This is a genomic window from Microbacterium sp. AG157 (assembly GCF_003385695.1).
GTDB lineage: Bacteria > Actinomycetota > Actinomycetes > Actinomycetales > Microbacteriaceae > Microbacterium > Microbacterium testaceum.
The window spans coordinates 1-22568 of sequence record NZ_QRDK01000002.1 but is presented as its reverse complement, the minus strand read 5'-3'; the positions used below and the strand labels follow the sequence as shown (position 1 = coordinate 22568).

General features: G+C 69.4%; 21 protein-coding genes. 12 read left to right on the top strand and 9 right to left on the bottom strand.

Annotated elements, in window-relative coordinates; all coding sequences use genetic code 11:
• Window positions 1-7: 7 nt before the first annotated feature.
• The gene (locus tag DEU35_RS05975) at window positions 8-628 is read left to right on the top strand and encodes a hypothetical protein (RefSeq protein WP_116238936.1); all 621 of its coding nucleotides are present in this window, start codon (window positions 8-10) and stop codon (window positions 626-628) included.
• Window positions 625-1584 carry a S41 family peptidase gene (locus DEU35_RS05970; protein ID WP_147301830.1) on the top strand — a complete coding sequence of 320 codons (960 nt, stop codon included), beginning with the start codon at window positions 625-627 and terminating at the stop codon, window positions 1582-1584. Before DEU35_RS05975 ends, DEU35_RS05970 begins: the two co-directional genes overlap by 4 nt.
• Window positions 1585-1602: 18 nt before the next feature.
• On the opposite strand, the gene DEU35_RS05965 is transcribed toward DEU35_RS05970, so the two are convergent.
• From DEU35_RS05965 to DEU35_RS05940, 6 genes are all read right to left on the bottom strand, one after another.
• Window positions 1603-3048: a cell wall metabolism sensor histidine kinase WalK gene (locus DEU35_RS05965; protein ID WP_103206385.1), complete on the bottom strand. Its 1446-nt coding sequence runs from the start codon at window positions 3046-3048 to the stop codon at window positions 1603-1605.
• A gap of 158 nt (window positions 3049-3206) precedes the next feature.
• Entirely contained in the window at window positions 3207-3941 is a 735-nt protein-coding gene (locus tag DEU35_RS05960) for a response regulator transcription factor (protein ID WP_103206474.1), read from the bottom strand.
• A 5-nt stretch (window positions 3942-3946) separates the two neighbouring features.
• Entirely contained in the window at window positions 3947-4414 is a 468-nt protein-coding gene (locus tag DEU35_RS05955) for a VanZ family protein (RefSeq protein ID WP_103206386.1), read from the bottom strand.
• Window positions 4415-4422: 8 nt separating this feature from the next.
• Window positions 4423-6018, bottom strand: coding sequence for an NADP-dependent phosphogluconate dehydrogenase (gene gndA, locus DEU35_RS05950; protein WP_116238934.1), 1596 nt, complete (start codon window positions 6016-6018; stop codon window positions 4423-4425).
• Between the two features lie 88 nt (window positions 6019-6106).
• Window positions 6107-6622: a gluconokinase gene (locus tag DEU35_RS05945; protein ID WP_181904587.1), complete on the bottom strand. Its 516-nt coding sequence runs from the start codon at window positions 6620-6622 to the stop codon at window positions 6107-6109.
• Between the two features lie 20 nt (window positions 6623-6642).
• On the bottom strand, window positions 6643-8046 hold the full coding sequence (locus tag DEU35_RS05940) for a GntP family permease (RefSeq protein ID WP_116238932.1): 1404 nt from the start codon (window positions 8044-8046) through the stop codon (window positions 6643-6645).
• 127 nt (window positions 8047-8173) lie between these two features.
• Between DEU35_RS05940 and DEU35_RS05935 the strand changes: the two genes are divergently transcribed.
• The gene (locus DEU35_RS05935; RefSeq protein ID WP_116238931.1) at window positions 8174-8884 is read left to right on the top strand and encodes a FadR/GntR family transcriptional regulator; all 711 of its coding nucleotides are present in this window, start codon (window positions 8174-8176) and stop codon (window positions 8882-8884) included.
• A gap of 81 nt (window positions 8885-8965) precedes the next feature.
• On the opposite strand, the gene DEU35_RS05930 is transcribed toward DEU35_RS05935, so the two are convergent.
• Window positions 8966-9880 carry an NAD(P)-dependent oxidoreductase gene (locus DEU35_RS05930; protein ID WP_116238930.1) on the bottom strand — a complete coding sequence of 305 codons (915 nt, stop codon included), beginning with the start codon at window positions 9878-9880 and terminating at the stop codon, window positions 8966-8968.
• A 114-nt stretch (window positions 9881-9994) separates the two neighbouring features.
• On the opposite strand from DEU35_RS05930, the gene DEU35_RS05925 reads away from it, so the two are divergent.
• From DEU35_RS05925 to DEU35_RS05900, 6 genes are all read left to right on the top strand, one after another.
• Window positions 9995-11050 carry a D-2-hydroxyacid dehydrogenase gene (locus DEU35_RS05925; RefSeq protein ID WP_116239336.1) on the top strand — a complete coding sequence of 352 codons (1056 nt, stop codon included), beginning with the start codon at window positions 9995-9997 and terminating at the stop codon, window positions 11048-11050.
• 24 nt (window positions 11051-11074) lie between these two features.
• Window positions 11075-11869: an IclR family transcriptional regulator gene (locus DEU35_RS05920; RefSeq protein WP_116238929.1), complete on the top strand. Its 795-nt coding sequence runs from the start codon at window positions 11075-11077 to the stop codon at window positions 11867-11869.
• 154 nt (window positions 11870-12023) lie between these two features.
• Window positions 12024-13439: an MFS transporter gene (locus tag DEU35_RS05915; RefSeq protein ID WP_116238928.1), complete on the top strand. Its 1416-nt coding sequence runs from the start codon at window positions 12024-12026 to the stop codon at window positions 13437-13439.
• The gene (locus DEU35_RS05910) at window positions 13436-14203 is read left to right on the top strand and encodes an SDR family oxidoreductase (RefSeq protein WP_116238927.1); all 768 of its coding nucleotides are present in this window, start codon (window positions 13436-13438) and stop codon (window positions 14201-14203) included. The genes DEU35_RS05915 and DEU35_RS05910 overlap by 4 nt, the downstream gene beginning before the upstream one ends.
• Window positions 14203-14940: a fumarylacetoacetate hydrolase family protein gene (locus DEU35_RS05905; protein ID WP_181904586.1), complete on the top strand. Its 738-nt coding sequence runs from the start codon at window positions 14203-14205 to the stop codon at window positions 14938-14940. Before DEU35_RS05910 ends, DEU35_RS05905 begins: the two co-directional genes overlap by 1 nt.
• A gap of 8 nt (window positions 14941-14948) precedes the next feature.
• Entirely contained in the window at window positions 14949-15986 is a 1038-nt protein-coding gene (locus DEU35_RS05900) for a zinc-binding dehydrogenase (protein ID WP_116238925.1), read from the top strand.
• 128 nt (window positions 15987-16114) lie between these two features.
• Here DEU35_RS05900 and DEU35_RS17410 read toward each other — a convergent pair whose 3' ends face one another.
• A complete protein-coding gene (locus tag DEU35_RS17410) occupies window positions 16115-16240 on the bottom strand; it encodes a hypothetical protein (protein WP_258873361.1) in 126 nt (41 codons plus the stop codon).
• A gap of 296 nt (window positions 16241-16536) precedes the next feature.
• Between DEU35_RS17410 and DEU35_RS05895 the strand changes: the two genes are divergently transcribed.
• Both DEU35_RS05895 and pth read left to right on the top strand, forming a co-directional pair.
• On the top strand, window positions 16537-17175 hold the full coding sequence (locus DEU35_RS05895; protein WP_103206397.1) for a 50S ribosomal protein L25/general stress protein Ctc: 639 nt from the start codon (window positions 16537-16539) through the stop codon (window positions 17173-17175).
• Between the two features lie 129 nt (window positions 17176-17304).
• Window positions 17305-17889: an aminoacyl-tRNA hydrolase gene (pth, locus tag DEU35_RS05890; RefSeq protein WP_103206398.1), complete on the top strand. Its 585-nt coding sequence runs from the start codon at window positions 17305-17307 to the stop codon at window positions 17887-17889.
• Window positions 17890-17954: 65 nt separating this feature from the next.
• Here the strand turns inward: pth and DEU35_RS05885 are convergent, their stop codons facing one another.
• Window positions 17955-18440: a hypothetical protein gene (locus tag DEU35_RS05885; RefSeq protein WP_103206399.1), complete on the bottom strand. Its 486-nt coding sequence runs from the start codon at window positions 18438-18440 to the stop codon at window positions 17955-17957.
• A gap of 81 nt (window positions 18441-18521) precedes the next feature.
• On the opposite strand from DEU35_RS05885, the gene mfd reads away from it, so the two are divergent.
• Window positions 18522-22109: a transcription-repair coupling factor gene (gene mfd, locus DEU35_RS05880; protein WP_181904585.1), complete on the top strand. Its 3588-nt coding sequence runs from the start codon at window positions 18522-18524 to the stop codon at window positions 22107-22109.
• Window positions 22110-22568: the final 459 nt, after the last annotated feature.

Sequence of the window (22568 nt, the reverse complement as noted above, 5' to 3'; positions counted from 1 at the left end):
TGGGGGGATGTCGTTCTCCTTCTTTCCCGTCGAGCCGTCCGGCGATCACGAGAACCCGTTCGATCAGCGTCATGAGCGGCAGCCCTCGTTCGAGCCTCCTCGCGACGAGGTGCCGGTACTCTTTCCTGCCTCCGAGGTCGTGGGGCGAGGAGACGACGTGGTGATCGCCCTCATGGGCGCCCGGGTGTACTCCGACGGGATCGAGATCCTCCTCGACCGGCATCTGCGCCGGGGCGGGCGGGATGCTCGAGAGTGGCAGCTCGCCCAGATGGACTTCAACGGGCATTTCCACATGGGGGAGCGGTCACCCGATCGATTGCGGTGGGGACTCGCTCTCGGCGATGGTCAGCATCTGCTTGTCGACGAGGCCTTCGGAATGCGGATGGATCAGGACCCGTCAGACGAAGGACCGGCGCCCCATACCGTCCGTCCGACCGGTGGCGGAGGCAACGGCGGCGCTGACGAGTACGTGATGCACGACGGGCTCTGGCTTCATCGCCTGCCGCCCGAGGGACCGCTCGAGATCGTGGTGCAGTGGCCGGCGTTCGGGGTCGCCGAATCCCGGGTCGTTCTCGACGCGGGGCGGATTCGCGCCCTCGCGGCATCCGTCCGTCCCCTGTGGCCTTGAACCGGGGGCGGGCCGCTCGCGTCCTCCTCCTCGCCGCGACGCTCGCCCTCAGCGGATGCTCCGCCGACGGCGGCGGAGACGGGGTCGCGACCTATGTCGATGCGGCCATCGCCGAGATGAGAGATGGGATCCACGCCGACACGGACGAATTCCGGGATGCCGTGGCTCGGGCCGAGCCCGAGCTGAAGGCGAAGGCGACGATCGCAGCGACTTACCACGGGCTGAGTGAACTGGCCGCGGTGGCGGGCGGGGTGCACTCGTGGCTGATGACGCCCGCGGACGTCTCCTCCATCGCCGAACAGAACGCGCCGGGAGCATCCTTCCCCGTGCCGACCGTGTCGACGCGCGACGGAATCAGCGTCCTCACGCTGCCCGGGTTCCAGGGTGAGGAGCCCGAGGCGGTGGAACGGTACGCATCCTCGGGTCGTGAGGCAATGCGCGCTGCCGCGGCTTCGACGGACTGCGGGTGGATCGTCGACCTTCGCGCGAACGGCGGAGGAAACGCCTGGCCCATGCTCGCCGTGGCGGCGCCGCTGCTCGATGACGGAGATGTCGTCGGGCTGAAGCGCGGCGAGGTCGTGCAGTGGGCGCACGTCGACGACGGTGGCGTCGTCTCGACGCCCGGGGGAGACGACACTGCTTCTGCCGGAGGGTTCGCCATCGACGCTCCGGTGGCGCTGCTGACGTCGGGGGTGACCGCGAGCGCCGCCGAGATCGTGGCGATCGCGTTCGCCGGACAGGCCGACGCCGTCCGAGTCGGAAAACCGACGGCGGGGTTGACGACCGGCAACGAGGCGAGGGAACTCCGTGACGGCGCGCGCCTCATCCTCACCACGACCTACGACGTCGACCGCACCGGCCGGGTCTACGACGGCCCCCTCGTTCCCGACGTCGAGGTCGCCCCCGGCCCCGACACCGAGGCTGCGCGCGCGGCGGTCAGGGAACGCTGCTCCTGACCTCCGGCATTTGGGACGTCACACCGGATCGGCGGGCTTCGCGGGGAGCCGCACCTCGAACGTCGTATCGCCGGGGGTGCTCTTCACGGTGATCGTGCCGCGGTGGGCGTCGACGATGGCGCGCGCGATCGAGAGGCCGAGGCCCGTGCCGCCGGTCTTGCGGTCGCGGGAACGGTCGGCGCGGGCGAATCGCTCGAACAGCTGGGAGGCGACCGACGGGTCGATGCCGGGGCCGTTGTCGTGCACGCGCAACACGGCCTCGGCGCCCTCGTGCGCCACCGACACGTTCACTTCGCTGCCCGCTGGCGTGTGCGTGCGGGCGTTGGCGAGCAGGTTCGCCACCACTTGGTGCAGGCGCGAGGCGTCTCCGGCGAGTTCGACGGGGGTGTCGGGGACGTCGATCGTCCACGAATGGTCGGGGCCGGCGGGGCGTGCATCGCCCACCGCTTCGACGGCGAGGCGCGTGAGGTCGACCGAGCCGTAGACGAGCTCCTGTCCCTCGTCGAGGCGAGCGAGGAGCAGCAGGTCCTCGACGAGCGTGGTCATGCGCAGCGACTGCGCCTGAATGCGTTCGAGCGACTGTTCGGTGGTCTCGACGGCCAAGGCGATGCGCTGACGGCTCTCGTCGTCCTGTGCCTGGCGCATGGCGCGCAGCGACAGTTCCGAGAACCCGCGAATGGATGCCAAGGGGGTTCGCAGTTCATGGCTGGCGTCGGCCACGAACCGGCGCATGAGCTCTTCGTTGCGCTGGCGCGCGCTGAGCGAGGCGTCGACGCGGTCGAGCAGGGTGTTGAGCGCGGTGCCCACCTGTCCGATCTCGGTGTGATCGTCGACCTGGTCGGAGGGGACGCGCTCGGTGATCGAGACGTCACCCTGGTCCATGCGCAGGGAGGCCACGCGGGTCGCGGTCTCGGCGACGGCTCGCAGGGGACGGAGCCCGAGACGGATGACGATCGCGATGATCACCGCGAGCAGTAGAAGCCCGCCCGTGGTCACCAGCGCAACGGTGGTGAGGATGGCACCGATCGTGCTGGTGACGCTCGACAGGGGGAGCCCGACCAGGAAGATGCTGTCGCTCCCGGGCGTCTGGAACGTCCGGACGAGGTACTCGCCGAGGTTCGGCAGGTCGACCGTCTGAGCGTTCGAGTCGGCTGCGGCCTGCAGGCTGTCGGCGATCCGGCCGAGGTCGTCGGTGGTGAGAGCGCGCGCCCCGTTGTCGCCGACGACGGCCCCGGTGATCCCGGTACCCCGCGAGTTCATGACGAGGAGCGTGCCGGAATCGAAGAACCCCGACTCCAAGACCTGCTCCGCCGAATTCTGGAACGCCGCCCGCGGCTGGATCGAGGCGGCCGCTTCGTCGACCTGAGCGCCGAGGTTCACGTAGAGCACCTGGCTGAGGATCGCGCTGGTCGAGATGCCGATCATCACCAGGATGAACGCCACCATGCCGATGACGGCCGTCATCAGGCGTGCTTGCAGTGTCCAAGGTCGACGGAGCCTCTTCGACAGGGGCTCCCGCTTCGGTTTCGGCTCCGGTGTGCCGGGGTCGTCGTCGGCGGAGGCGTCGGTTTGCCCTACCTCGGATGGGGGAGGAACGGGGGGTGCAGGTCTCGGCGGGATACTCACTGAGGGGCTTTGATCATGTATCCCACACCGCGCACGGTGTGGATGAGCGGGTCGTTTCCAGCGTCGATCTTCTTGCGCAGGTACGAGATGTACAGCTCGACGACGCTCGAGCGGCCCCCGAAGTCGTAGTTCCAGACGCGGTCGAGGATCTGCGCCTTCGACACCACACGACGCTGGTTGCGCATGAGGAAACGCAGCAGCTCGAACTCGGTCGCGGTCAGCTCGATCTCCTTGCCGCCGCGGATGACCTCGTGGCTGTCCTCGTTCAGCGAGAGGTCGCCGACGCGCAGGATGGGTTCCGAGTCGCGCGTCAGGGCGGTGCCGGCGCGACGCATCAGTCCGCGCAGGCGCGCCACGACCTCCTCGAGGCTGAAGGGCTTCGTGACGTAGTCGTCGCCGCCCGCGGTGAGGCCTGCGACGCGATCGGCCACGGCGTCCTTCGCCGTGAGGAAGAGCACCGGCACCTCGTTGCCCGAGTGGCGCAGGCGCTGCAGCACCGCCATGCCGTCGAGGTCGGGCATCATGATGTCGAGCACCATGGCATCCGGCTCGAAGTCGCGCGCGGACTGCAGGGCGTCGAAGCCCGATCCGGCGGTCTTGACGTCCCAGCCCTCCATGCGCAGGGCCATGGACAGCAGATCGGTGAGCATCTGCTCGTCGTCGACGACGAGGACGCGGAGGGCGCTCCCGTCGGGGCGGGTGAAGGTGGGGGCGGCGGCGGTCGCGGTCATGGAACTCATTGTGCTCTCGTATCTATGAGCTTTCTATGGCGAGCCTTATGGGAATCCTGGGAACCGGAGATCCGACGGCTGAGAACGAGCCCTATACCGACTCCGATCGCGGCTCCCACGGTGTTCGCGACGACGTCGCGGACGTCCGCGACGCGCGTGGGCAGGAAGAACAGCTGGGTCAGCTCGATCGCCGAGCTCGCGACGATTCCGAGCAGGATGCCGTGCCACCACCGCCCGCGCCAGAGGATCACGAGCAGGCCGAGCGGCACGAACATCGCGACGTTGGAGACCGATTCGATCACGTCGAAGGTGATCCACGCCGTCGCGGGCGAGGAATGCAAGACGTCGAGCAGGCGGCTCAGGATGCCGCCGACCTCGGCGTCGTAGATCGAGGGACGCAGCGTCATCCACCACACCCCGAATGCGTAGACGCACGAAGCGGCGACGAGCCAGGCCCGTCGCCGCTTCGTCACGATGACTCTCAGTGGGTGTCTTCTGCTTCGATCTCGGTGCGGTCGCCCGACCAGAGGGTGTGGAACGTGCCCTCCTTGTCGATGCGTCGGTAGGTGTGCGCACCGAAGAAGTCGCGCTGGCCCTGGATGAGGGCCGCGGGCAGATGCTCGGCACGAAGGCCGTCGTAGTAGGCCAGCGACGAGCTGAACGCGGGAGCGGGGATGCCGCTCGCCGCCGACAGCGAGACGATGTGGCGCCATGCGTCCTGCGCCCGGCCGAGCGCCTCGACGAAGTACGGGGCGGTCAGCAGCACGGGGAGGGTGGCTTCGGCGTCGTAGGCCTCGGCGATGCGGTTGAGGAACTGCGCGCGGATGATGCACCCGCCGCGCCAGATCTTCGACACCGCGCCCAGGTCGATGCTCCAGTCGTACTGGGCGGCGCCGGCGCGGATCTCGTCGAAGCCCTGCGAATACGCGACGATCTTCGAGGCGTAGAGGGCCAGGCGCACCTGCTCGATGAACGCGTCGGCGTCCTCGCCCGACAGCACGTCGGTGCCGGAGGGGCCGGGGAGCTCGCGCGAGACCTCGCGCTGCTCGGGGTGGCTGGACAGCGACCGCGCGAAGGTGGCCTCGGCGATGCCCGAGACGGGGACGCCCAGGTCGAGGGCCGTCTGCACGGTCCACGCGCCGGTACCCTTGGCGCCGGCCTGGTCGAGAATGACGTCGACGAGGGGCTTGCCCGTGTCGGCGTCGGTCTGGCGCAGCACTTCGGCGGTGATCTCGATGAGGTACGACTCGAGTTCGCCGCGGTTCCACTCGGCGAACACGTCGGCGATCTCGGCCGGGCTCTTGCCCGTGGCGCGGCGGATGAGGTCGTAGGCCTCGGCGATCAGCTGCATGTCGGCGTACTCGATGCCGTTGTGCACCATCTTCACGAAGTGACCGGCACCGTCGTGCCCGACGTGCGTCACGCAGGGCTCGCCCTCGGCGACCGCGGCGATGGACTTCAGGATCGGGCCGAGCGTGGCCCAGGCCTCGTCGGAGCCGCCGGGCATGATCGAGGGCCCGCGCAGGGCGCCCTCCTCCCCTCCCGAGACGCCCATGCCGACGAAGTTGATACCCGTGTCGCGCACGGCCTTCTCGCGGCGGATGGTGTCGGTGAACAGCGCGTTGCCGCCGTCGACGATGATGTCGCCCGGTTCGAAGACCTTCACGAGCTCGTCGATGACGAAGTCGGTGGGGCGGCCGGCCTTGACCATGATGATCGCGGTGCGCGGCTTCGACAGCGACGCGGCGAAGTCCTCGTACGAGAACGAGGCGACGAAGTTCGCCTCGGGGTGCTGCTCGAGAACGTGCTCCGTCTTGTCCTTGCTGCGGTTGAAGATCGCGACCGTGTTGCCCTCGCGGCTGGCGAGGTTGCGGGCGAGGTTCGAGCCCATCACGGCCAGGCCCACGACGCCGATGTTCGCTCGGCCGTCGCCGTCGCCCTCGGGGCGTGAGTCGGCGTCGGCGGTGGGGCGGTCCACCTCTTCGATGCCGGGCGCACCCTCGTGCACCTGTGCAGCCCGATGCGGGGCCTGATCCTGGTCGCTCGAGGGTCCGGTCGGGGAGGGGGTCGACGTCATTCGTTGCTCCGTGTTCAGGTGCGAGGAAGGGGTGGGCGGACTCGCGCGGGCCGCCGTTGCCACTGTATCGGCTCGGCCCGGACGTGTTTCAGGACGAGATCTGCGTGAGCTGGAGGCGGTCGATGACCTCGCGCACCTGCTCTTGAGGCGTGAGGTCGAGGTCGACGCGGATCGCGCGTTCGTCGGCATCCGGGATCTCCAGGGTCTCGAACTGCGAGGTCAGCAGCGACGGCGGCATGTAGTGGCCCTGTCGACGCAGCAGGCGTTCGAGCACGAGCTTCGGGTCGCCCATGAGCAGCACGAAGGTCACGTCGTCGCGACGCAGCACGTCGCGGTAGCTGCGTTTCAGTGCCGAGCACGTGATGACGCCGGGGCGACCGGCGGCGATCTGCCCGTCGATCCAGCCGGCGACCCGATCGAGCCAGGGCCACCGGTCGTCGTCGTTCAGGGCATGTCCGGATGCCATCTTGGCGACGTTCTCAGCGGGGTGCAGGTCGTCGCCCTCCTGGAAGTCCCAGCCGAGGCGACCGGCGAGCATGCCGGCGACGGTGGACTTGCCGGTGCCCGCGGGGCCCATGAAGACGAGAACGGGGTGGGGCGTCATGATTCTCTCTTCCTCTCCCATCAGACGAACACGCTGATCGCGAGAACGCCGGCCAGGCCCATGATCGAGATCACGCACTCCAGCACGCTCCATGTTTTCAGTGTCTGTGGGATGTTCAAGCCGAAGTACTCCTTGATGAGCCAGAAGCCGGCATCGTTCACGTGGCTCAGGAACACCGAGCCCGCGCCGATCGCGAGCACCAGCAACGCTGTCATAGGGGCGTCGAGGGTCTCGGTGAGCGGCTGCAGGATGCCGGCGGCGGTGATCGTGGCGACGGTGGCCGATCCGGTCGCGACGCGGATGACCACGGCGACCAGCCAGGCCAGCAGCAGCACGGAGACACTGGAGCCCGCGACGAGATCGGCGATCACTTTGCCGATGCCGGTGTCGACCAGCACCTGCTTGAACCCGCCGCCCGCGCCGACGATGAGGAGGATGCCGGCGATGGGACCGAGCGAGGAGCCGACGACGCTCGTCAGCTTGGCGCGGTCGAAGCCGGCGCCCCGGCCGAGCACGACGAAGCCGACGAGCACGGCCAGCAGCAGCGCGATGATCGGCAGGCCGAGGAAGTCGATGACCACCTTCCACGCGGCGGTCGAGCCGGGCGCGACGATGTCGGCAACGGCCTTCAGCAGCATGAGGAACACGGGCAGGAGGATGCTCGCGAGCGTCGCCGCGAACGACGGGCGGCGAGCGGGCTCCTCGCCCTTCTCCTCGGCCGAGACGAACAGCTCGGGCACGGGGACAGGGGCCCAGCGGGCGGCGATCGGGGCGAACAACGGGCCGGCGACGATGACCGCGGGGATCGCGACGATCACGCCGAACGCGAGGGTCAGGCCGAGGTTGGCATCCAGTGCGTCGATGGCGGCGAGCGGCCCCGGGTGCGGGGGTACGAGGCCGTGCATCGCGGAGAGGCCCGCGAGGGTCGGGATGGCGATCTTCATCAGCGAGACGCCCGAGCGGCGGGCCACGAGGATGATGACGGGGACCAGCAGTACGAGACCGACCTCGAAGAACATCGGCAGGCCGATGATCGCTCCGATCAACCCCATGACCCAGGGGAGTGAGCGCGGGGTCGCGCGGGCGACGAGGGTGTCGACGATGCGGTCGGCGCCGCCCGAGTCGGCGAGCAGCTTGCCGAAGATCGCACCGAGGGCGATGAGGATGCCGACGCCGCCCATGGTCGAGCCGAAGCCGCCGGTGAAGCTCGTCACCGAGGTGGCGATGGGCATGCCGGCGATGACGCCCGTCGTGAACCCGCCGATGGTCAGGGCGAGGAAGGGGTGCAGCTTGCCCCACGTGATGAGCACCACGATGAGGGCGATGCCGATGAGGGCGGCGGTGATCAACTGCCCGGCGGGGGCGGTGGTCGCGGACTCCGCGGCGGCGAGCGCCAGCGTGGAGGGGTGGGGGGAGAGGGCCATGAGCGTCCTTGATCCGGCGAGCGGCAGCGATGCCGTGGGTTATTTGTCGTACATAAAACCACAGGATGCCGATTTCTGCACGACGAAAGCGTTCGTCTGGCCGCATTGCGTCTGTCATCATCGAGAAATGACGTTGGACCGTCCCACCGTGGCGACGCTGCACGACGCCCTCGTCGACCGCCTGGGGTCGGCAATCGTCGACGGCGAGCTGGCCGCCGGCTCACGCCTGATCACGGCGGAGCTCTCGCCCGGGTCGTCGCGCGGAGCGAGCCGCGAGGCCGTGCGGGTACTGCAGTCGCTCGGGCTCGTGCGGGTGCGTCGCAAGACGGGTGTCGAGGTGCTCCCCTCGACGGAGTGGAACGTCTACGCCCCCGAGATCATCGCGTGGCGCCTCGCCGGTCCCGGCCGTCGCGCGCAGTTGCGCGAGCTCAGCGAGCTCCGCGGTGCGATCGAACCCCTTGCCGCGCGCGCTGCGGCGACTCACGCGACCGATGCGCAGCGTCAGGCGTTGGTGGCGTCGGTGATGGAGATGGCGCGCACCGAACGCGACGCCGACGGCGCCGAGTACCTCGCGGCCGACGTTCGGTTCCACCGCACCGTGCTCGCGGCATCCGGCAACACGATGTTCGCGGCCCTGGGCGCCGTCGTCGAGTCGGTGCTGGTGGGGCGCACCCTGCACGAGCTCATGCCGCACGACGCCAACCCGCACGCCGTGCGCTGGCACCAGGACGTGGCGTTCGCCGTCACGGCCGGCCGTGCCGACGAAGCCGGGCAGGCGATGCACCTCATCGTCCGCGAGGCGGGGGATGCGATGGCCTCCACGTTCATGGCGGAGTGAGGTCGCGGTGGGTCGGTAGCCCACCGGGGCCCGTCGCTCGCGGGCGATTCGTTACCCGCGGCGGGCGTGCACTCGCCGGGGTCAGTCCGTTTGGACGGGAGTGTCGCTGCGCTCGGCCGTGAAGCGCCGGGTGACGGCGATGTCGCGGCCTCCCAGGCCCCGCTCGACGATCTCGTCGAAGGCGGCCCGCAAGGCCGGCAGCAGCGCGGGGCGCGTGTCGGTGAATGCCGCGATGTCGGCCGCGAAGCGCAGGTCTTTCACCATGTACTCCGCGATGCCGCTGGGGGAGTCGTCGCCGGTGACGAGGCGCTCGCGGCGGCTCTCGAGCAGGCGCGAACCGGCGTACCCGCCGCCCAGGAGGTCCCACAGGGTCGCGGGGTCGACGCCGGAACGGGCCGCGAGCTCGGTCGCCTCCCCGAGCGCGAGGATCGTCGAGGCGACGACGAGCTGATTGCAGGCCTTCGCCACCTGACCGGCACCGAGGGGGCCGAGTCGTACGGGTGTTCCGCACGGGGCGAGCAGCGCGGCTGCCCGGTCGGTGTCGGCGGGGGAGCCGCCGAGCATGATGGACAGTCGCCCGGCTTTCGCGCCGTCCTCGCCGCCAGAGACGGGGCAGTCGACGACCCGGATGCCGTCGGGGAGGCGCTCGGCGAGCTCCCGCACGCCGACGGGCGACGATGTCGAGCCGATCAGGAGGAGAAATTCGCGGTCGCCGATGCCCGCCAGCAGTCCGTCGGGCCCGTCGAGGTGCTCCTCGAGCTGAGGCAGGTCGGGAAGCATGACGAGCACGGCGTCGGTGTGCGCGGCGAGGTCGCGGGCCCTCTCGGCCCAGTGCGCGCCGGCCTCGACGAGCGCCGGGCGTCGCCGACGCGCGTGGACGGTCAGGGAACCGCGGGCGGCGAGCAGACGGTGCGCCATCGGTGCTCCCATGGCCCCGAGGCCCCATACCCCGAGTCGAGCGGGGGCGGGTGCGGTCTCGTCGTCGAGAGGTGTCATGGACGGCATCCTAACGACTGGACAACAGGTTGAACAGGGTTCACTATGGTGAACGTATACCGAGGTATCGAGCGGCTCGCGGTGCCCGCGACCGCGGCGAAGGGATGGACGAAGATGTCGGCGCACAAGAGCCTACGCGCGGTGGTCGCCGTTCCTTTGGCGGAGGAGCACTGTCGACTCATCGAGCGCCTGGAGCCGCGGCTCGAGCTGGTGCGCGATGCTGCTCTCACGCGCCCCATGCGCGGCCCCGCCGACTGGTCGGGTGACCCGGCCCACGTGCGCACCGACGCCGAGCAGCGCGCCTTCGAGGCGATGATCGACTCGGCCGAGGCGCTCTTCGGCATTCCCGACGTCGAGCCGGCCGCGCTCTCGCGCACGGTCACGGCCAACCCGGGGCTGCGGTGGGTCATGACGACGGCCGCCGGTGGCGGCGGGCAGGTGAAGGCCGCGGCGCTCGACGACACGGCCCTCGAGCGCATCGTGTTCACCACGAGTGCGGGCGTGCACGGCGGACCGCTCGCGGAGTTCGCGGTGTTCGGAGTGCTCGCGGGGGCCAAGGGCCTCGCGCGCCTGCGGGCAGACCAGGATGCGCGCGTCTGGTCCGATCGCTGGGAGATGCGCCAGATCGACGAGATGACCGTGCTCGTCGTGGGGCTCGGCGGCATCGGTGCCGAATGCGCTCGCCGCTTCCAGGCTCTGGGCGCCGAGGTGTGGGGCACGACCCGCTCGGGCGCGCCCGTCGAGGGAGTCGACCGCCTCGTGCCGCTCGAAGATCTCGCCGAGGCCGTCGGGCAGGTGGATGCCATCGTCGTGACGCTCCCCGGGACCGATCAGACGCACCACCTCATCGGCGCGGACATGTTCGCCGCCGTCCGTCCGGGGGTCGTCCTCGCCAGCGTCGGGCGCGGCAGCGTCATCGACGAGAACGCTCTGCTCGCGGCCCTCGACGATGGCCGGGTCGGTTTCGCGGCGCTCGACGTGTTCGAGGTCGAGCCGCTGCCCGTCGACTCGCCGCTGTGGGGGCACCCGCGCGTTCTCGTGAGCCCGCACACGGCCGCGTTGAGCAGCAGGGAAGAGGAGCGGATCGCCCGTCGCTTCGCCGAGAACGCCACGCGCCTGATCGATGGACAACCGTTGCGCGCGATTGTCGATACGGTCGAGTTCTACTGATCGAGACCATCGAGGGGAGCCGGCATGACCGACGATGACGACGGCCGGCTCGCACGGGATCCCGCCCCGGCGGTGGGGCGCAGTATTCGCCTGCTCGGGCTTCTGGCCGAGGCCGAGCGTGCGCTCACCCTGACCGAGCTGGCATCGGGGCTGGGGCTGGCGAAGTCGTCGACCGCCAACCTGTGCCTCTCGCTCGAGGCGGAGCGCATGATCGAACGTGTCCCGCTCGGCTATCGCCTCGGCATCCGCACCGCCGAGCTCGGCGGAGCTTTCGCTGCGCAGTTCAACCAGGTGCGCGAGTTCTATGCCGTCTGCGAGTCGTCGCCCGTGCTGGCGCGCGAGCTCGTGCAGGTGGCGGTGCTCGATGACGCCGACTCGCTCTACCTCGCCCGGTACGAGGGCTCGCGCTCGGTGCGTCTGGGCACGCCCTTGGGGTCTCGACTTCCCGCCGCCCTGTCGGCGACGGGGCGCGCGCTGCTCATGACGCGCGACGACGCTACCGTGCGGGACCTGCTCGCGCGTCGAGGCCCGCTGCCCGCGCTGACGGCGCACAGCACGGTCGATGTCGAGGGCATCCTCGTGAAGCTGGCGGTCGCTCGCGAGCGCGGATGGGCCATCGACGAAGAGGAGTCGTTCCGCGGAATCGTCGGGGTGGCCGTGCCCCTCGAGGGGTGGGCGCCGGGCGATCCGCAGCTGGCCCTGGGTGTCGGCATCCCCGTTCTGGATGCCACACCCGAACGCATCACGCGCGTCGGAGAGGCGTTGCGCGGGGCCGCGTCGGCGCTGACGAATCCGTTCAGCGCGGCACCGCGCCCCTGAATGCGCTCATCTCGCCCCTCTGTGGAGGGGTATTCGTCGCGCCTCCCGATCGAGGGAGAGAGAACGGGCTCGACGAATTGTGTTCAACATGTTGAACTCGGTTCAGAGGGTTGATACAGTCCCGGTGTCGGGAGACCCCAGCCGATCAAAGGAGATGGCCGTGACCACTGCACCCACCGCACCGCCCGTGCCGCAGGACGACTCCGAGTACGCCGCCAATCTGCGGAGGGCGACGCTCGCCTCCAGCATCGGCAGCGCGCTCGAGTACTTCGATTTCGCGCTCTACGGGCTGTCGACGGCGCTGATCTTCAACGTCCTGTTCTTCTCGCAAGACAACCCGGCCCTGGCGACGGTCGCCGCTTTCGCGACCTACGGCGTCGGCTTCCTGGCACGTCCCTTCGGCGGACTCTTCTTCGGCGTGCTCGGCGACAAGCTCGGCCGTAAGTGGGTCCTCGTCATCACGATCGTGCTGATGGGCGGGGCGTCCACCGCCATCGGCCTCCTGCCCACATACGAGGCCGTCGGCATCCTCGCTCCGATCCTGCTCGTGGCCATGCGACTTCTGCAGGGCTTCGGCGCCGGCGCCGAGCAGGCGGGGGCCACGGTCCTCATGGCCGAATACGCCCCCGTCAAGCGCCGCGGATTCTTCTCGGCCCTGCCCTTCATCGGCATCCAGGCCGGAACGCTGCTCGCGGCCGTCGTGTTCAGCCTCATCTCGCTGCTGCCCGAAGACCAGCTGCTCAGCTGGGGCTGGCGCGTGCCGTTCCTCGCCTCGTTCGTGCTGATCATGCTCGCTCTGTTCATCCGCATGCGCCTGCGCGAGACCCCGACGTTCATCGAGCTCGAGAAGAGCGAGCAGATCGCCGAGCGGCCCATCCGCGACATCTTCACCCGCGGCCTCCCGGGCGTCATCGTCGGCATCGGGCTGCGGATGGCCGAGAACGGCGGCTCCTACATGTTCAACACGCTCGCGCTCACGTTCTTCGTCGCCACGGTGGGCGGTCACGCCGACCGCAGTCTGCTCACCTGGGGAGTCACGCTCGGCTCGCTCATCGGCATCTTCTCGGTGCCGCTGACCGGTGCCCTGTCCGACCGGATGGGCCGCCGCACGGTCTATCGCGCCGGGGCGCTGTTCATGCTCGTCTTCACGTTCCCCGCCTGGTGGCTGATGTCGCTCGGGAACTACCCGGTCACGATCGCCGTCATCGCGATCGGTATCGGCGTCGCCGTCAACTCCATGCTCGGACCCCAGTGCGCGATGCTTCCCGAGCTGTTCGGCAACCGCCACCGTTACCTCGGCGTCGCGATGGCGCGAGAAATCTCGGCGGTGCTCGCCGGTGGCCTCGCGGGTGTGCTGGGCGCCTATATCATCGCCGTCAGCGGCGCGAACTGGCTGCTGCTGGCGATCTACATGGCCACGCTCGCTCTGATCACCACGGCATCCACCTTCCTCGTCCCCGAAACGCTGCGCCGCGACCTCACGCGCACCGACGACGCGATCAAGGTGTCTCGCGAAGAGGCCGGCGAGGGCGTGGACGCCACGACCGTCACCGTGCGGACGATCCGATGACGGCCGCGTTCGACCTGACCGGGCGGCTGGCCCTGGTCACCGGTTCCAGCCGCGGCATCGGCCGGGCCCTCGCGCAGGGCCTCGCCGAGGCGGGGGCCACGACGCTCGTGCACGGACGGGATGCCGAGACCACGGGACGCGCGGCGGAGGAGATCTCCGCGTCGACCGGGGTGGCCGCTCACGCGGTGACCTTCGATGTGGGGGAGTCCGGCGCTGTCGACGAGGGCGTCTCTCTCATCGAGCATCGCTACGGTGTGCCCGACATCGTCGTGAACAACGCCGGCATCCAGCGGCGCGCGCCGATCGCGGAGTTCGCCGACACCGACTGGGACGACCTGGTGCGCACGAACCTCTCGAGCGCGTTCTACGTCTCCAGACGTGTGGCCGGCGGCATGATCTCGCGCGGATCGGGCAAGCTCGTACAGATCGGCAGCGTCCAGTCGCAGCTGGCTCGCCCTTCCATCGCGGCGTACGGCGCGACGAAGGGAGCGATCGCGATGCTCACGAAGGGCCTGTGCGCCGATCTCGCGCCGCACGGCATCCAGGCCAACGCCATCGCACCCGGGTACTTCGCCACGGAGCTGACCGGGGCACTCGTCGACGACGAGAAGTTCTCCGCGTGGGTGCGCTCGCGTACGCCCGCGGGGCGGTGGGGGAACACCGGCGACCTGGTGGGGGCGCTGGTGTTCCTCTCGAGCTCGGCGAGCGACTTCGTCAACGGCCAGACGATCTTCGTCGACGGCGGCATGACGGCGGTGGTTTGATGCGCATCGCTCGCGTCGAGACCCCCGCCGGGGTGCGCACGGTCCGTCTCGCCGACGACGGGTCGTGGATCCCGATCACTGATCCGTACGCGGCGTTCGCGGACGGCCGCCGCCCCGCCGACGAGGGCGACCCGGTCGCGGGACGTCTGTTGGCCCCGTGCGAGCCGATCGTGGTCGTCGGCATCGCGCAGAATGGCCCCGATCATGCCGCTCCCGTGCAGGCGTGGCTGAAGAGTCCGCGCACCGTCACCGGGTCGGGCGCGTCGGTGGCGCTCCGGCGCGACGCGGGCACCACGGTCGCCGAAGCCGAGATCGCCGTCGTCATCGGTCGCGACACCACCGGGCTGACGGCGGCGAACGCCCACGAGTACGTGCTCGGCATGACCGCCGTCAACGACCTGTCGAGCCCCGACCGGTCGGTCCTCGATCCGCGCAACTTCGAGTCCAAGGCGGGCGCGGGCTACACACCGCTCGGGCCGTGGATCGACACCGGGTTGTCGCTCGATGCCGATCTGGCTCTGGCGCTCATCGTCGACGACGAGCCGGTCCGACAGACCTCCGCCGCGCGTCTGCCGGTCTCGCTGAGGGACTGTCTGTCCTACGTCGCCGGGTGGAACGTCCTCGGCCCGGGCGACGTCATCATGATGGGGGCACCGTTCTCCGCCGCACCGATCCACCCGGGTGCGCGGGTCGACGTCGTCGTCGCCGATGTGCGCCTTCGCACCGCAACCTTTTGAGGAGAACGGTGACCAATCTCGCCGTGGTGGCCCACGCCGCCGATGACCTCCGCATCGACGACATCGGTGAGCCGACCCCGGATGCCGATGAGGCCGTCGTCGCCGTCTCATTCGGAGGCGTCTGCGGCTCCGACCTGCACTACTGGCGACACGGGGCTGCGGGAGCATCGATCCTGCGGGAGCCGCTCGTCCTGGGCCACGAGCTGTCGGGGGTGGTGGTGCGCGCCGCCGCCGACGGAAGCGGGCCCGCCGAGGGCACGCCGGTGGCCGTGCACCCGCTGACTCCGCGCGACGACGGCGCGACGCCGTGGCCGCGGGAGCGCCCGAACCTCGCGCCGGCCTCGACCTACCTGGGTTCGGCCATGCACCTCCCGCACACGCAGGGCGGGTTCGCCGAGCGTGTCGCGCTCCCCACGCGCATGCTCTTCCCTCTGCCGGCGGGGCTCGATCTCGCCACGGCCGTGCTTGCGGAGCCCGCGGCGGTCGCGTGGCACGCCGTCGAACGCGCCGGAACGGTCGCGGGCCGACGCGTCGCGGTCATCGGGTCGGGTCCCATCGGCCTGCTCGCCGTGGGAGCGGCTCGCCACCACGGTGCCGGCGAGGTCGTCGCCACTGATCTGCACGAGCTTCCGCGCCGTCTGGCAGCGGCTCGCGGGGCGCGTACCCTCGACGCGCGCGACGCGGCGGCGATCGAGGCCCTGCACGCCGACGTCGTGATCGAGTCGAGCGGCACCGTCCCCGGACTCGCAGCGGCGGTCGCGGCCGCACGGCGCGGCGGGACGGTCGTTCTGCTCGGGCTTCAAGCGGCGGGCGCGGTAGCGGCGCCGATCGCGACGGCGATCACACGGGAGCTGACGCTGACGGGGTCGTTCCGCTTCGGCGGCGAGTTCGGCGAGGTGCTGGCGGCGCTTGCCGACGGGTCACTCGCCGTGGAAGGCATCGTGACGCACGTGGCGCCCGTCGCTCACGCCCTCGACGCCTTCGCGACCGCGGCGGACGCGTCGCGATCGTCGAAGGTCGTGCTCTCGTTCGGCGGAAGCAACTGAACGACCCGTCACGCTCCCCGGAGGCGGGGGTGACGACGATCGAGGCCGTCCTCACGAACCGGTCCGCATGAGGGTCTGCACAGCTCGGCGACCGCGGAGCGGCTCTGAGCAAGCTGCGGTTCCGGGCGTCAGTGCTTCTTGTAGTTCGTCGTCCGACCCAGCGAGAAGAGGGCGCCGACGGTGCCGAGCAGGCCGAACGCGGCGATGCCGCCGATGACCCAGAGCACGACGTGAGAGAAGAAGCCGCTATCCATGAAAATCCTCCGGGTGAGTGTCCAGCCCTTCGATCCTACCGTCGCTGCGCGCGCGGTCCTGCCCACTCCCCACCGCAACGTCGTGCGGCGGCCGTCTGCGCTGGTAGACTTCCGGGGAACTTCGGCGAGGGATGCCGCCTCGTCCGCCGTACGGCGCGCAGGGCATCCGTGATCGACGCAGTGATGCAGGCTCCCGGCTTTCCTCACGCGCTCGCGTTCGAGTCGAATCCAGACCACACAGGTGCGGACCTTGTCCGCTCACAAGCTGCGGGACACGAGCCCGCGAGGAGAACATCATGTCGGAAGACAACAAGGTCGTCGTAGAACTGCGCGAGAACTTCGGCAAGGGCTTCGCCCGTCGCCTCCGCGCCGCGGGCAAGATCCCCGCGGTCATCTACGGTCACGGCACCGAGCCCCAGCACGTCGCACTGCCCGGTCACCAGACCGCGCTGCTGATCCGTCGCGCCAACGCGCTGCTCGACCTCGACATCGCGGGCAAGAGCCAGCTCGTCCTGGTCAAGGACGTCCAGAAGGACCCCGTGCGCCAGATCATCGAGCACATCGACCTCATCGTGGTGAACAAGGGCGAGAAGGTCCAGGTCGACGTTCCCGTCGTCATCACCGGCGAGCCCTTCTCGGGCACCATCGCCATGCTGGACGCCACGTCGGTCTCGCTCGAGGTCGAGGCCACTCACATCCCGCAGAACGTCGAGGTCGATGTCGAGGGCGCCGAGGACGGCACCCAGATCACCGCCGCCGACCTGAAGCTGCCTCAGGGCGCGACGCTCGTCACCGAGCCCGAGACCCTCATCGTGGGCGTCTCCGTCCCGCTCGACACGATCGCCGCCGACGAAGAGATCGCCGAGGCCGACGCCGAGGTCGCCGAAGAGCAGTCCGAAGAGGCCGAGACGGCCGACGCGGGCGACGACAAGTAATTCCCGAGGGCCGTTCACCGGTCCGATGGCAACGAGGGGGCGCGGATTCGCGTCCCCTCGTTCGTTTCCCGGCGCGGCGTACCGCGTCGTCGCGCACGGTCCGCACCCGGACCCGGAAGGATGGATGCCATGGCAGACACCTGGCTCATCGTGGGTCTCGGCAACCCCGGCCCGCGCTACGAGGCGACGCGCCACAACATCGGCCAGATGGTCGTCGACGAGCTCGCCTCTCGCCGCCGCGAGCCGTTCCGCGCGCACAAGGCCAACGCGCGAGTGGTCGAGACCTGGCTGCGGCCGGGAGCGGCGAAGCTCGTGCTGGCCAAGCCCAACAGCTTCATGAACGTCTCCGGCGGCCCCGCTGCCGGCCTCGCGAGGTTCTACGGCACCGACCCCGACCGGATCGTCGTGGTGCACGACGAGCTCGACATCCCCTACGACACCATCAAGCTCAAGACCGGCGGCGGCCACGGCGGCCACAACGGTGTCCGCGACATCGCGAAGGCGCTCGGCACGCCCGACTTCCCCCGTGTGCGGGTCGGTATCGGCCGACCGATCGGTCGACAGGACCCCGCGGACTGGGTGCTCGACCCCTTCAGCGCCACGGAGCGGCAGACGCTGCCGATCCTCGTCTCCGACGCCGCGGATGCCGTGGAACTCCTGATCGACGAGGGCCTCGTCGCCGCGCAACAGCGCTTCCACGCCCCACGCGCCTGAGTCGAGAGCCGGAGCGCCGATTCGGCGCGGTATCTGGGAGCAACGAGTGGGAATGCGCTCGAGGGTCAGACCGGTGAACCGCCCGACGAAACGCCTGCCAGCCCCGCCACGATGGCGACAAGCGTCAGCCCGCCGAAGATGACCGGTCCGAGCACCGCGATCACCAGGCCGGCGATTCCGGCACCGCGCCCCGACCGTCGCACGATAGCGACGAGCCCGAGCACGATCGCCGTGAGACCGATCACCGTCCCCGACCAGAACGCGACCTCGCCCAGCAGCACCAGATCGCGGACGGGCGACAGGACGCGCCAGTCGAAGCCGTTCGACGACATGGTGGCCAGACCGGGGGCGGCTCCGCGTGCCGAGCGGAACGCCGCGAATCCTCCGACAGCGGATGCCAGCACCGTCGCGATCACCGAGAGCGCGAGCGCCCACGTTCCCAGAGGCCGGCCGCGCCGTGTCGGCTCCGGGGGAGTGAGCAGCGTCCCGACCGGCGGAGCCGCGTGGGGGGCGGCGAAGACCGGACCGTTCGGAGCGCTCGGCGACGTCATGCGGTCAGCCTACGAGACACGGTGCGTCGCCGCGTCGTCCACCCCGGCCCGATGTCGGTGCCCCCGCGTAGACTCGTCAGAGTGACAGTTCCCGGGATCGTTCGCGCCCTCGAGCAGGCTGAGTCGTACCGTGAAGCCGCTTCGGCGGTTTCCTCAGACCTGTCTCTCTCCCTCGTCGATGGTCTCGACGCCCCCGTCATCGCCGGCCTTATCGAGCGGCGCCGCTCGGCGGGGGATCCCGGTGCCGTGCTGGTCATCGCCCCGACTGGTCGACGAGCCGAGTCTCTCGGCCCGGCGCTGGACGCGGTCCTCCCCGGAGCGCAGGTCCTGCATTTCCCCGCGTGGGAGACGTTGCCGCACGAGCGACTCAGTCCGAGTCCCGAGACGGTGGGCCGGCGCCTCGATGTCCTCCGCCGAATCGCGGCGTGGGATGGCACCACCCCCCTCGTCGTGACCGCATCGGTGCGCAGCGCTCTGCAGCCGCTCGCCCCCGGCCTCGGCGATGTCGTGCCGATCGAGCTCGCCGTCGGTCGGCGCGGACTCGAGCTCGAGGCCGTCATCTCGCGGCTCGTCGAACTCGCCTATCACCGCGTCGACATGGTGTCGCGCCGTGGCGAGTTCGCGGTGCGCGGCGGCATCCTCGATGTGTTCCCTCCCGTGGCAGACCACCCATACCGCGTCGAGTTCTTCGGCGACGAGGTCGATCAGATCAGAGCCTTCTCGGTCGCCGACCAGCGTTCCCTTCCCGGCGAGGTCTCCGCCGTCACACTCGTACCCAGCCGCGAGTTGCTCCTCACGACCGAGGTGCGCGCCCGGGCCGCGGCGCTCCGCGACGGCTATCCAGGACTCCGCCAGTTGCTCGAGAAGATGGCGGAGGGCATTCCCGCAGAGGGCATGGAGTCGCTCATCCCCGTGCTCGTCGACGACTTGATCACCCTCGTGGACTACCTCCCCGGCGGAAGCGCCGTCGCCCTCGTCGATCCGGAGCGCTCGCTCGCGCGCGCCACGACGCTCGGCGATACCAACCGCGAGTTCCTCGAGGCTGCGTGGTCTGCGGCCACGGCGGGGGCGGACACTCCGGTCGATCTCGGCTCCGGCGATTTCGTCACCCTCGACGACCTGCACGAGAAGGCCAGCGGTCGCGGCGGGGTGTGGTGGCAGCTGAGCGCCTTCGACTCCGGAGCGGCGGATGCCGAAGACGAGGGGCTCGTCGTCGGCGATGACTCCGCTCATCGCATCAAGGCCGATCCGGTGCCGTCGTTCCAGGGGAACGTCGAGGGTGCGACTGCTCACGTCGGCGAGCTTCTGCGCGACGGGTGGTCGGTCGTGGTCACGGCATCCGGCCCCGGCATGGTGGATCGTGCCCGAGACGTCCTTTCCGAGCGCGGGATCGCCGCCCGCCGCGTCGACGATGTGAGGGCGGCCCCCGAGGCCGGAGTCGCCCATGTCGTCTGCGCGCCCCTCGAGCGGGGCTTCCAGCTGACCGAGGCGAAGTTCGCCGTCATCACCGAGACCGAGTTCTACGGTCGGTCGGTCAGTGGCGACAACCGCGGGGTGAAGAAGCTCGCTTCGCGTCGCCGCAACGTCGTCGATCCGCTGCAGCTCAAGCCCGGCGACGTCGTCGTGCACGCGACCCACGGCATCGGCAAATTTCTCGAGCTCACCCAGCGTGAGGTGTCGAGCGGTGGCCGCAATGCGGTGAAGACGACCAAGGAGTACCTCGTTCTCGAGTACGCGCCGGCCAAGCGCGGCTATCCGGGTGACAAGCTCTTCGTGCCGACCGATCAGCTCGACCTGCTGTCGAAGTACGTCGGCGGCGAGGCGCCCACGCTGTCGAAGATGGGCGGGAGCGACTGGGCCGCGGCCAAGGGCCGCGCCCGCAAGGCCGTTCGCGACATCGCTGTCGAACTGGTCAAGCTGTACTCGGCACGCATGGCGTCGAAGGGCCACGCCTTCGGCCCCGACACCCCGTGGCAGCGCGAACTCGAGGAAGCCTTCCCCTTCGCCGAGACCCTCGATCAGCTCCAGACGATCGATGAGATCAAGGCCGACATGGAGAAGCCGATCCCGATGGACCGACTGCTCTCGGGCGACGTCGGGTTCGGCAAGACCGAGGTCGCGGTGCGGGCGGCGTTCAAGGCCATCCAGGACGGCAAGCAGGTCGCGATGCTCGTTCCCACCACGCTGCTGGTCAAGCAACACCTCGAGACCTTCGCCGAACGTTTCGCGGGCTTCCCCGTCACGGTCCGGCCGCTGTCGCGCTTCCAGACCGACAAAGAGGCGAAGGCCACCCTGGCCGGCCTCACCGACGGCACGGTCGACATGGTCATCGGAACCCATCGCATCCTGACCGAGAAGGTCCTTTTCAAGGACCTCGGGCTGATGATCATCGATGAGGAGCAGCGGTTCGGCGTCGAGCACAAAGACCAGTTGAAGAAGCTCAAAACCAACGTCGACATCCTGGCGATGAGCGCCACGCCCATTCCGCGCACGCTCGAGATGGCGGTCACCGGGATCCGCGAGATGTCGACTCTCGCGACCCCGCCGGAGGACCGGCATCCGATCCTGTCGTATGTCGGGCCCCGCAACGACAAGCAGATCGCGGCGGCGATTCGACGCGAACTGCTGCGAGAGGGCCAGATTTTCTACGTGCACAACCGCGTGTCCTCGATCCAGCGAGTCGCGGCGCACCTCGCCGAACTGGTGCCCGAGGCGCGCATCGTCGTCGCTCACGGACAGATGGGGGAGCACGCGCTCGAGCAGGTCGTCGACGACTTCTGGGAACGTCGTGCCGACGTGCTGGTGTCGACCACGATCATCGAGACGGGCCTCGACATCTCGAACGCCAACACGATCATCATCGACCGTGCCGACAAGTACGGTCTGTCGCAGCTGCATCAGCTCCGCGGACGGGTGGGTCGTGGTCGTGACCGTGCGTACGCGTACTTCCTCTACGACGAGATGAAGCCGCTGTCCGAGACCGCGGCCGACCGGCTCGAGACGATCGCCGTGAACAACGACCTCGGCTCGGGCATGCAGGTGGCGCTGAAAGACCTCGAACTCCGCGGCGCCGGAAACCTCCTCGGCGCCGAGCAGGCCGGACACATCGCGGGTGTCGGGTTCGACCTGTATCTGCGCATGATCGGCGAAGCGGTTTCCACCTTCCGAGGCGAAGACGTCGACGGTCCCACCGAACTCCGCCTCGAACTGCCCGTCGATGCCCGTTTGTCGGAGTTCTACATCGACAGCGAGCGTCTGCGTCTCGAGGCGTACCAGAAGCTGTCGGCCGCGGCATCCGCGACAGCGAAGAGCGATGCGATCGACCTCGTGGTCGAGGAGCTTCGTGATCGATACGGGGAGCCACCTGCCGAGGTCGAGGGACTCATCGCCGTGGCGCGCCTGCGCCGCCGGGCCGCTCAGGCCGGTCTGGCCGATGTCGTCGCGATGGGTTCCAACCTGCGCGTCGCCCCGGCGAACCTCCCGGACTCTATGCGGGTGCGCCTGCAGCGGCTGTACCCGAAGGCGAAGCTCGTCGCCAACGGGGATGCCATGGTTGTCCCGCTCCCTCAGGATGCGGACGATGCGAATCTCATCGCGTGGGTTCGCCAGCTCCTCGACGCGCTGTGGCCGTTGCCCGTCTCAGAGAACACCGAGACCGCGAACGCGTGACGACCGCTCCCTCCCGGAGCGCGGACGATCAGGCCCGACCGACGACTCGTCGGTCGGGCCTTCGTGGTAGATCCGCGTGATTCCGGGCTTCACGGTGTGGCGACACGCCCGGGGTGAAGCGACGATTCGACCGATCCGGTGTCCAGTCGTAGTGTTTTACCTGTTCGCCCCACAGGGGAGAGCGGAGAGGCCGGAAGGCCCCGCATCGTCTCAAGTGGCGGACCACCCAAAACCTCCTCCGAATGGTGTAAGGTTTTGGTTCGGTCGTTCGGCCGGTTCCCGAGGTTGATCTTTCTGAGATCCCAATGAGGTTCCGATTGCTGGCGGCTGTCAATTGAAGTGAACTGCCTCACGGGTAGGTCGAGAGATCGTTTCTGTGGGTGCGTCCGTTCCTTGAGAACTCAACAGCGTGCACTTGTCAAATGCCAATTTATTCCTCGTCGGTCTGACTTTTGTTGG

Excerpts from the sequence above, each read along its gene's own strand:
- DEU35_RS05940 (WP_116238932.1), bottom strand. The coding sequence starts at position 8,046 with ATGGCCCTCTCCCCCCACCCCTCCACGCTGGCGCTCGCCGCCGCGGAG.
- DEU35_RS05975 (WP_116238936.1), top strand. The coding sequence starts at position 8 with ATGTCGTTCTCCTTCTTTCCCGTCGAGCCGTCCGGCGATCACGAGAAC.
- pth (WP_103206398.1), top strand. The coding sequence starts at position 17,305 with ATGGCAGACACCTGGCTCATCGTGGGTCTCGGCAACCCCGGCCCGCGC.
- DEU35_RS05960 (WP_103206474.1), bottom strand. The coding sequence starts at position 3,941 with ATGACCGCGACCGCCGCCGCCCCCACCTTCACCCGCCCCGACGGGAGC.
- DEU35_RS05915 (WP_116238928.1), top strand. The coding sequence starts at position 12,024 with ATGGCCGTGACCACTGCACCCACCGCACCGCCCGTGCCGCAGGACGAC.
- DEU35_RS05885 (WP_103206399.1), bottom strand. The coding sequence starts at position 18,440 with ATGACGTCGCCGAGCGCTCCGAACGGTCCGGTCTTCGCCGCCCCCCAC.
- DEU35_RS05910 (WP_116238927.1), top strand. The coding sequence starts at position 13,436 with ATGACGGCCGCGTTCGACCTGACCGGGCGGCTGGCCCTGGTCACCGGT.
- DEU35_RS05920 (WP_116238929.1), top strand. The coding sequence starts at position 11,075 with ATGACCGACGATGACGACGGCCGGCTCGCACGGGATCCCGCCCCGGCG.
- DEU35_RS17410 (WP_258873361.1), bottom strand. The coding sequence starts at position 16,240 with ATGGATAGCGGCTTCTTCTCTCACGTCGTGCTCTGGGTCATCGGCGGC.
- DEU35_RS05895 (WP_103206397.1), top strand. The coding sequence starts at position 16,537 with ATGTCGGAAGACAACAAGGTCGTCGTAGAACTGCGCGAGAACTTCGGC.
- DEU35_RS05935 (WP_116238931.1), top strand. The coding sequence starts at position 8,174 with ATGACGTTGGACCGTCCCACCGTGGCGACGCTGCACGACGCCCTCGTC.
- DEU35_RS05965 (WP_103206385.1), bottom strand. The coding sequence starts at position 3,048 with ATGACGGCCGTCATCGGCATGGTGGCGTTCATCCTGGTGATGATCGGC.
- DEU35_RS05925 (WP_116239336.1), top strand. The coding sequence starts at position 9,995 with ATGTCGGCGCACAAGAGCCTACGCGCGGTGGTCGCCGTTCCTTTGGCG.
- gndA (WP_116238934.1), bottom strand. The coding sequence starts at position 6,018 with ATGACGTCGACCCCCTCCCCGACCGGACCCTCGAGCGACCAGGATCAG.
- DEU35_RS05905 (WP_181904586.1), top strand. The coding sequence starts at position 14,203 with ATGCGCATCGCTCGCGTCGAGACCCCCGCCGGGGTGCGCACGGTCCGT.
- DEU35_RS05945 (WP_181904587.1), bottom strand. The coding sequence starts at position 6,622 with ATGACGCCCCACCCCGTTCTCGTCTTCATGGGCCCCGCGGGCACCGGC.
- DEU35_RS05930 (WP_116238930.1), bottom strand. The coding sequence starts at position 9,880 with ATGACACCTCTCGACGACGAGACCGCACCCGCCCCCGCTCGACTCGGG.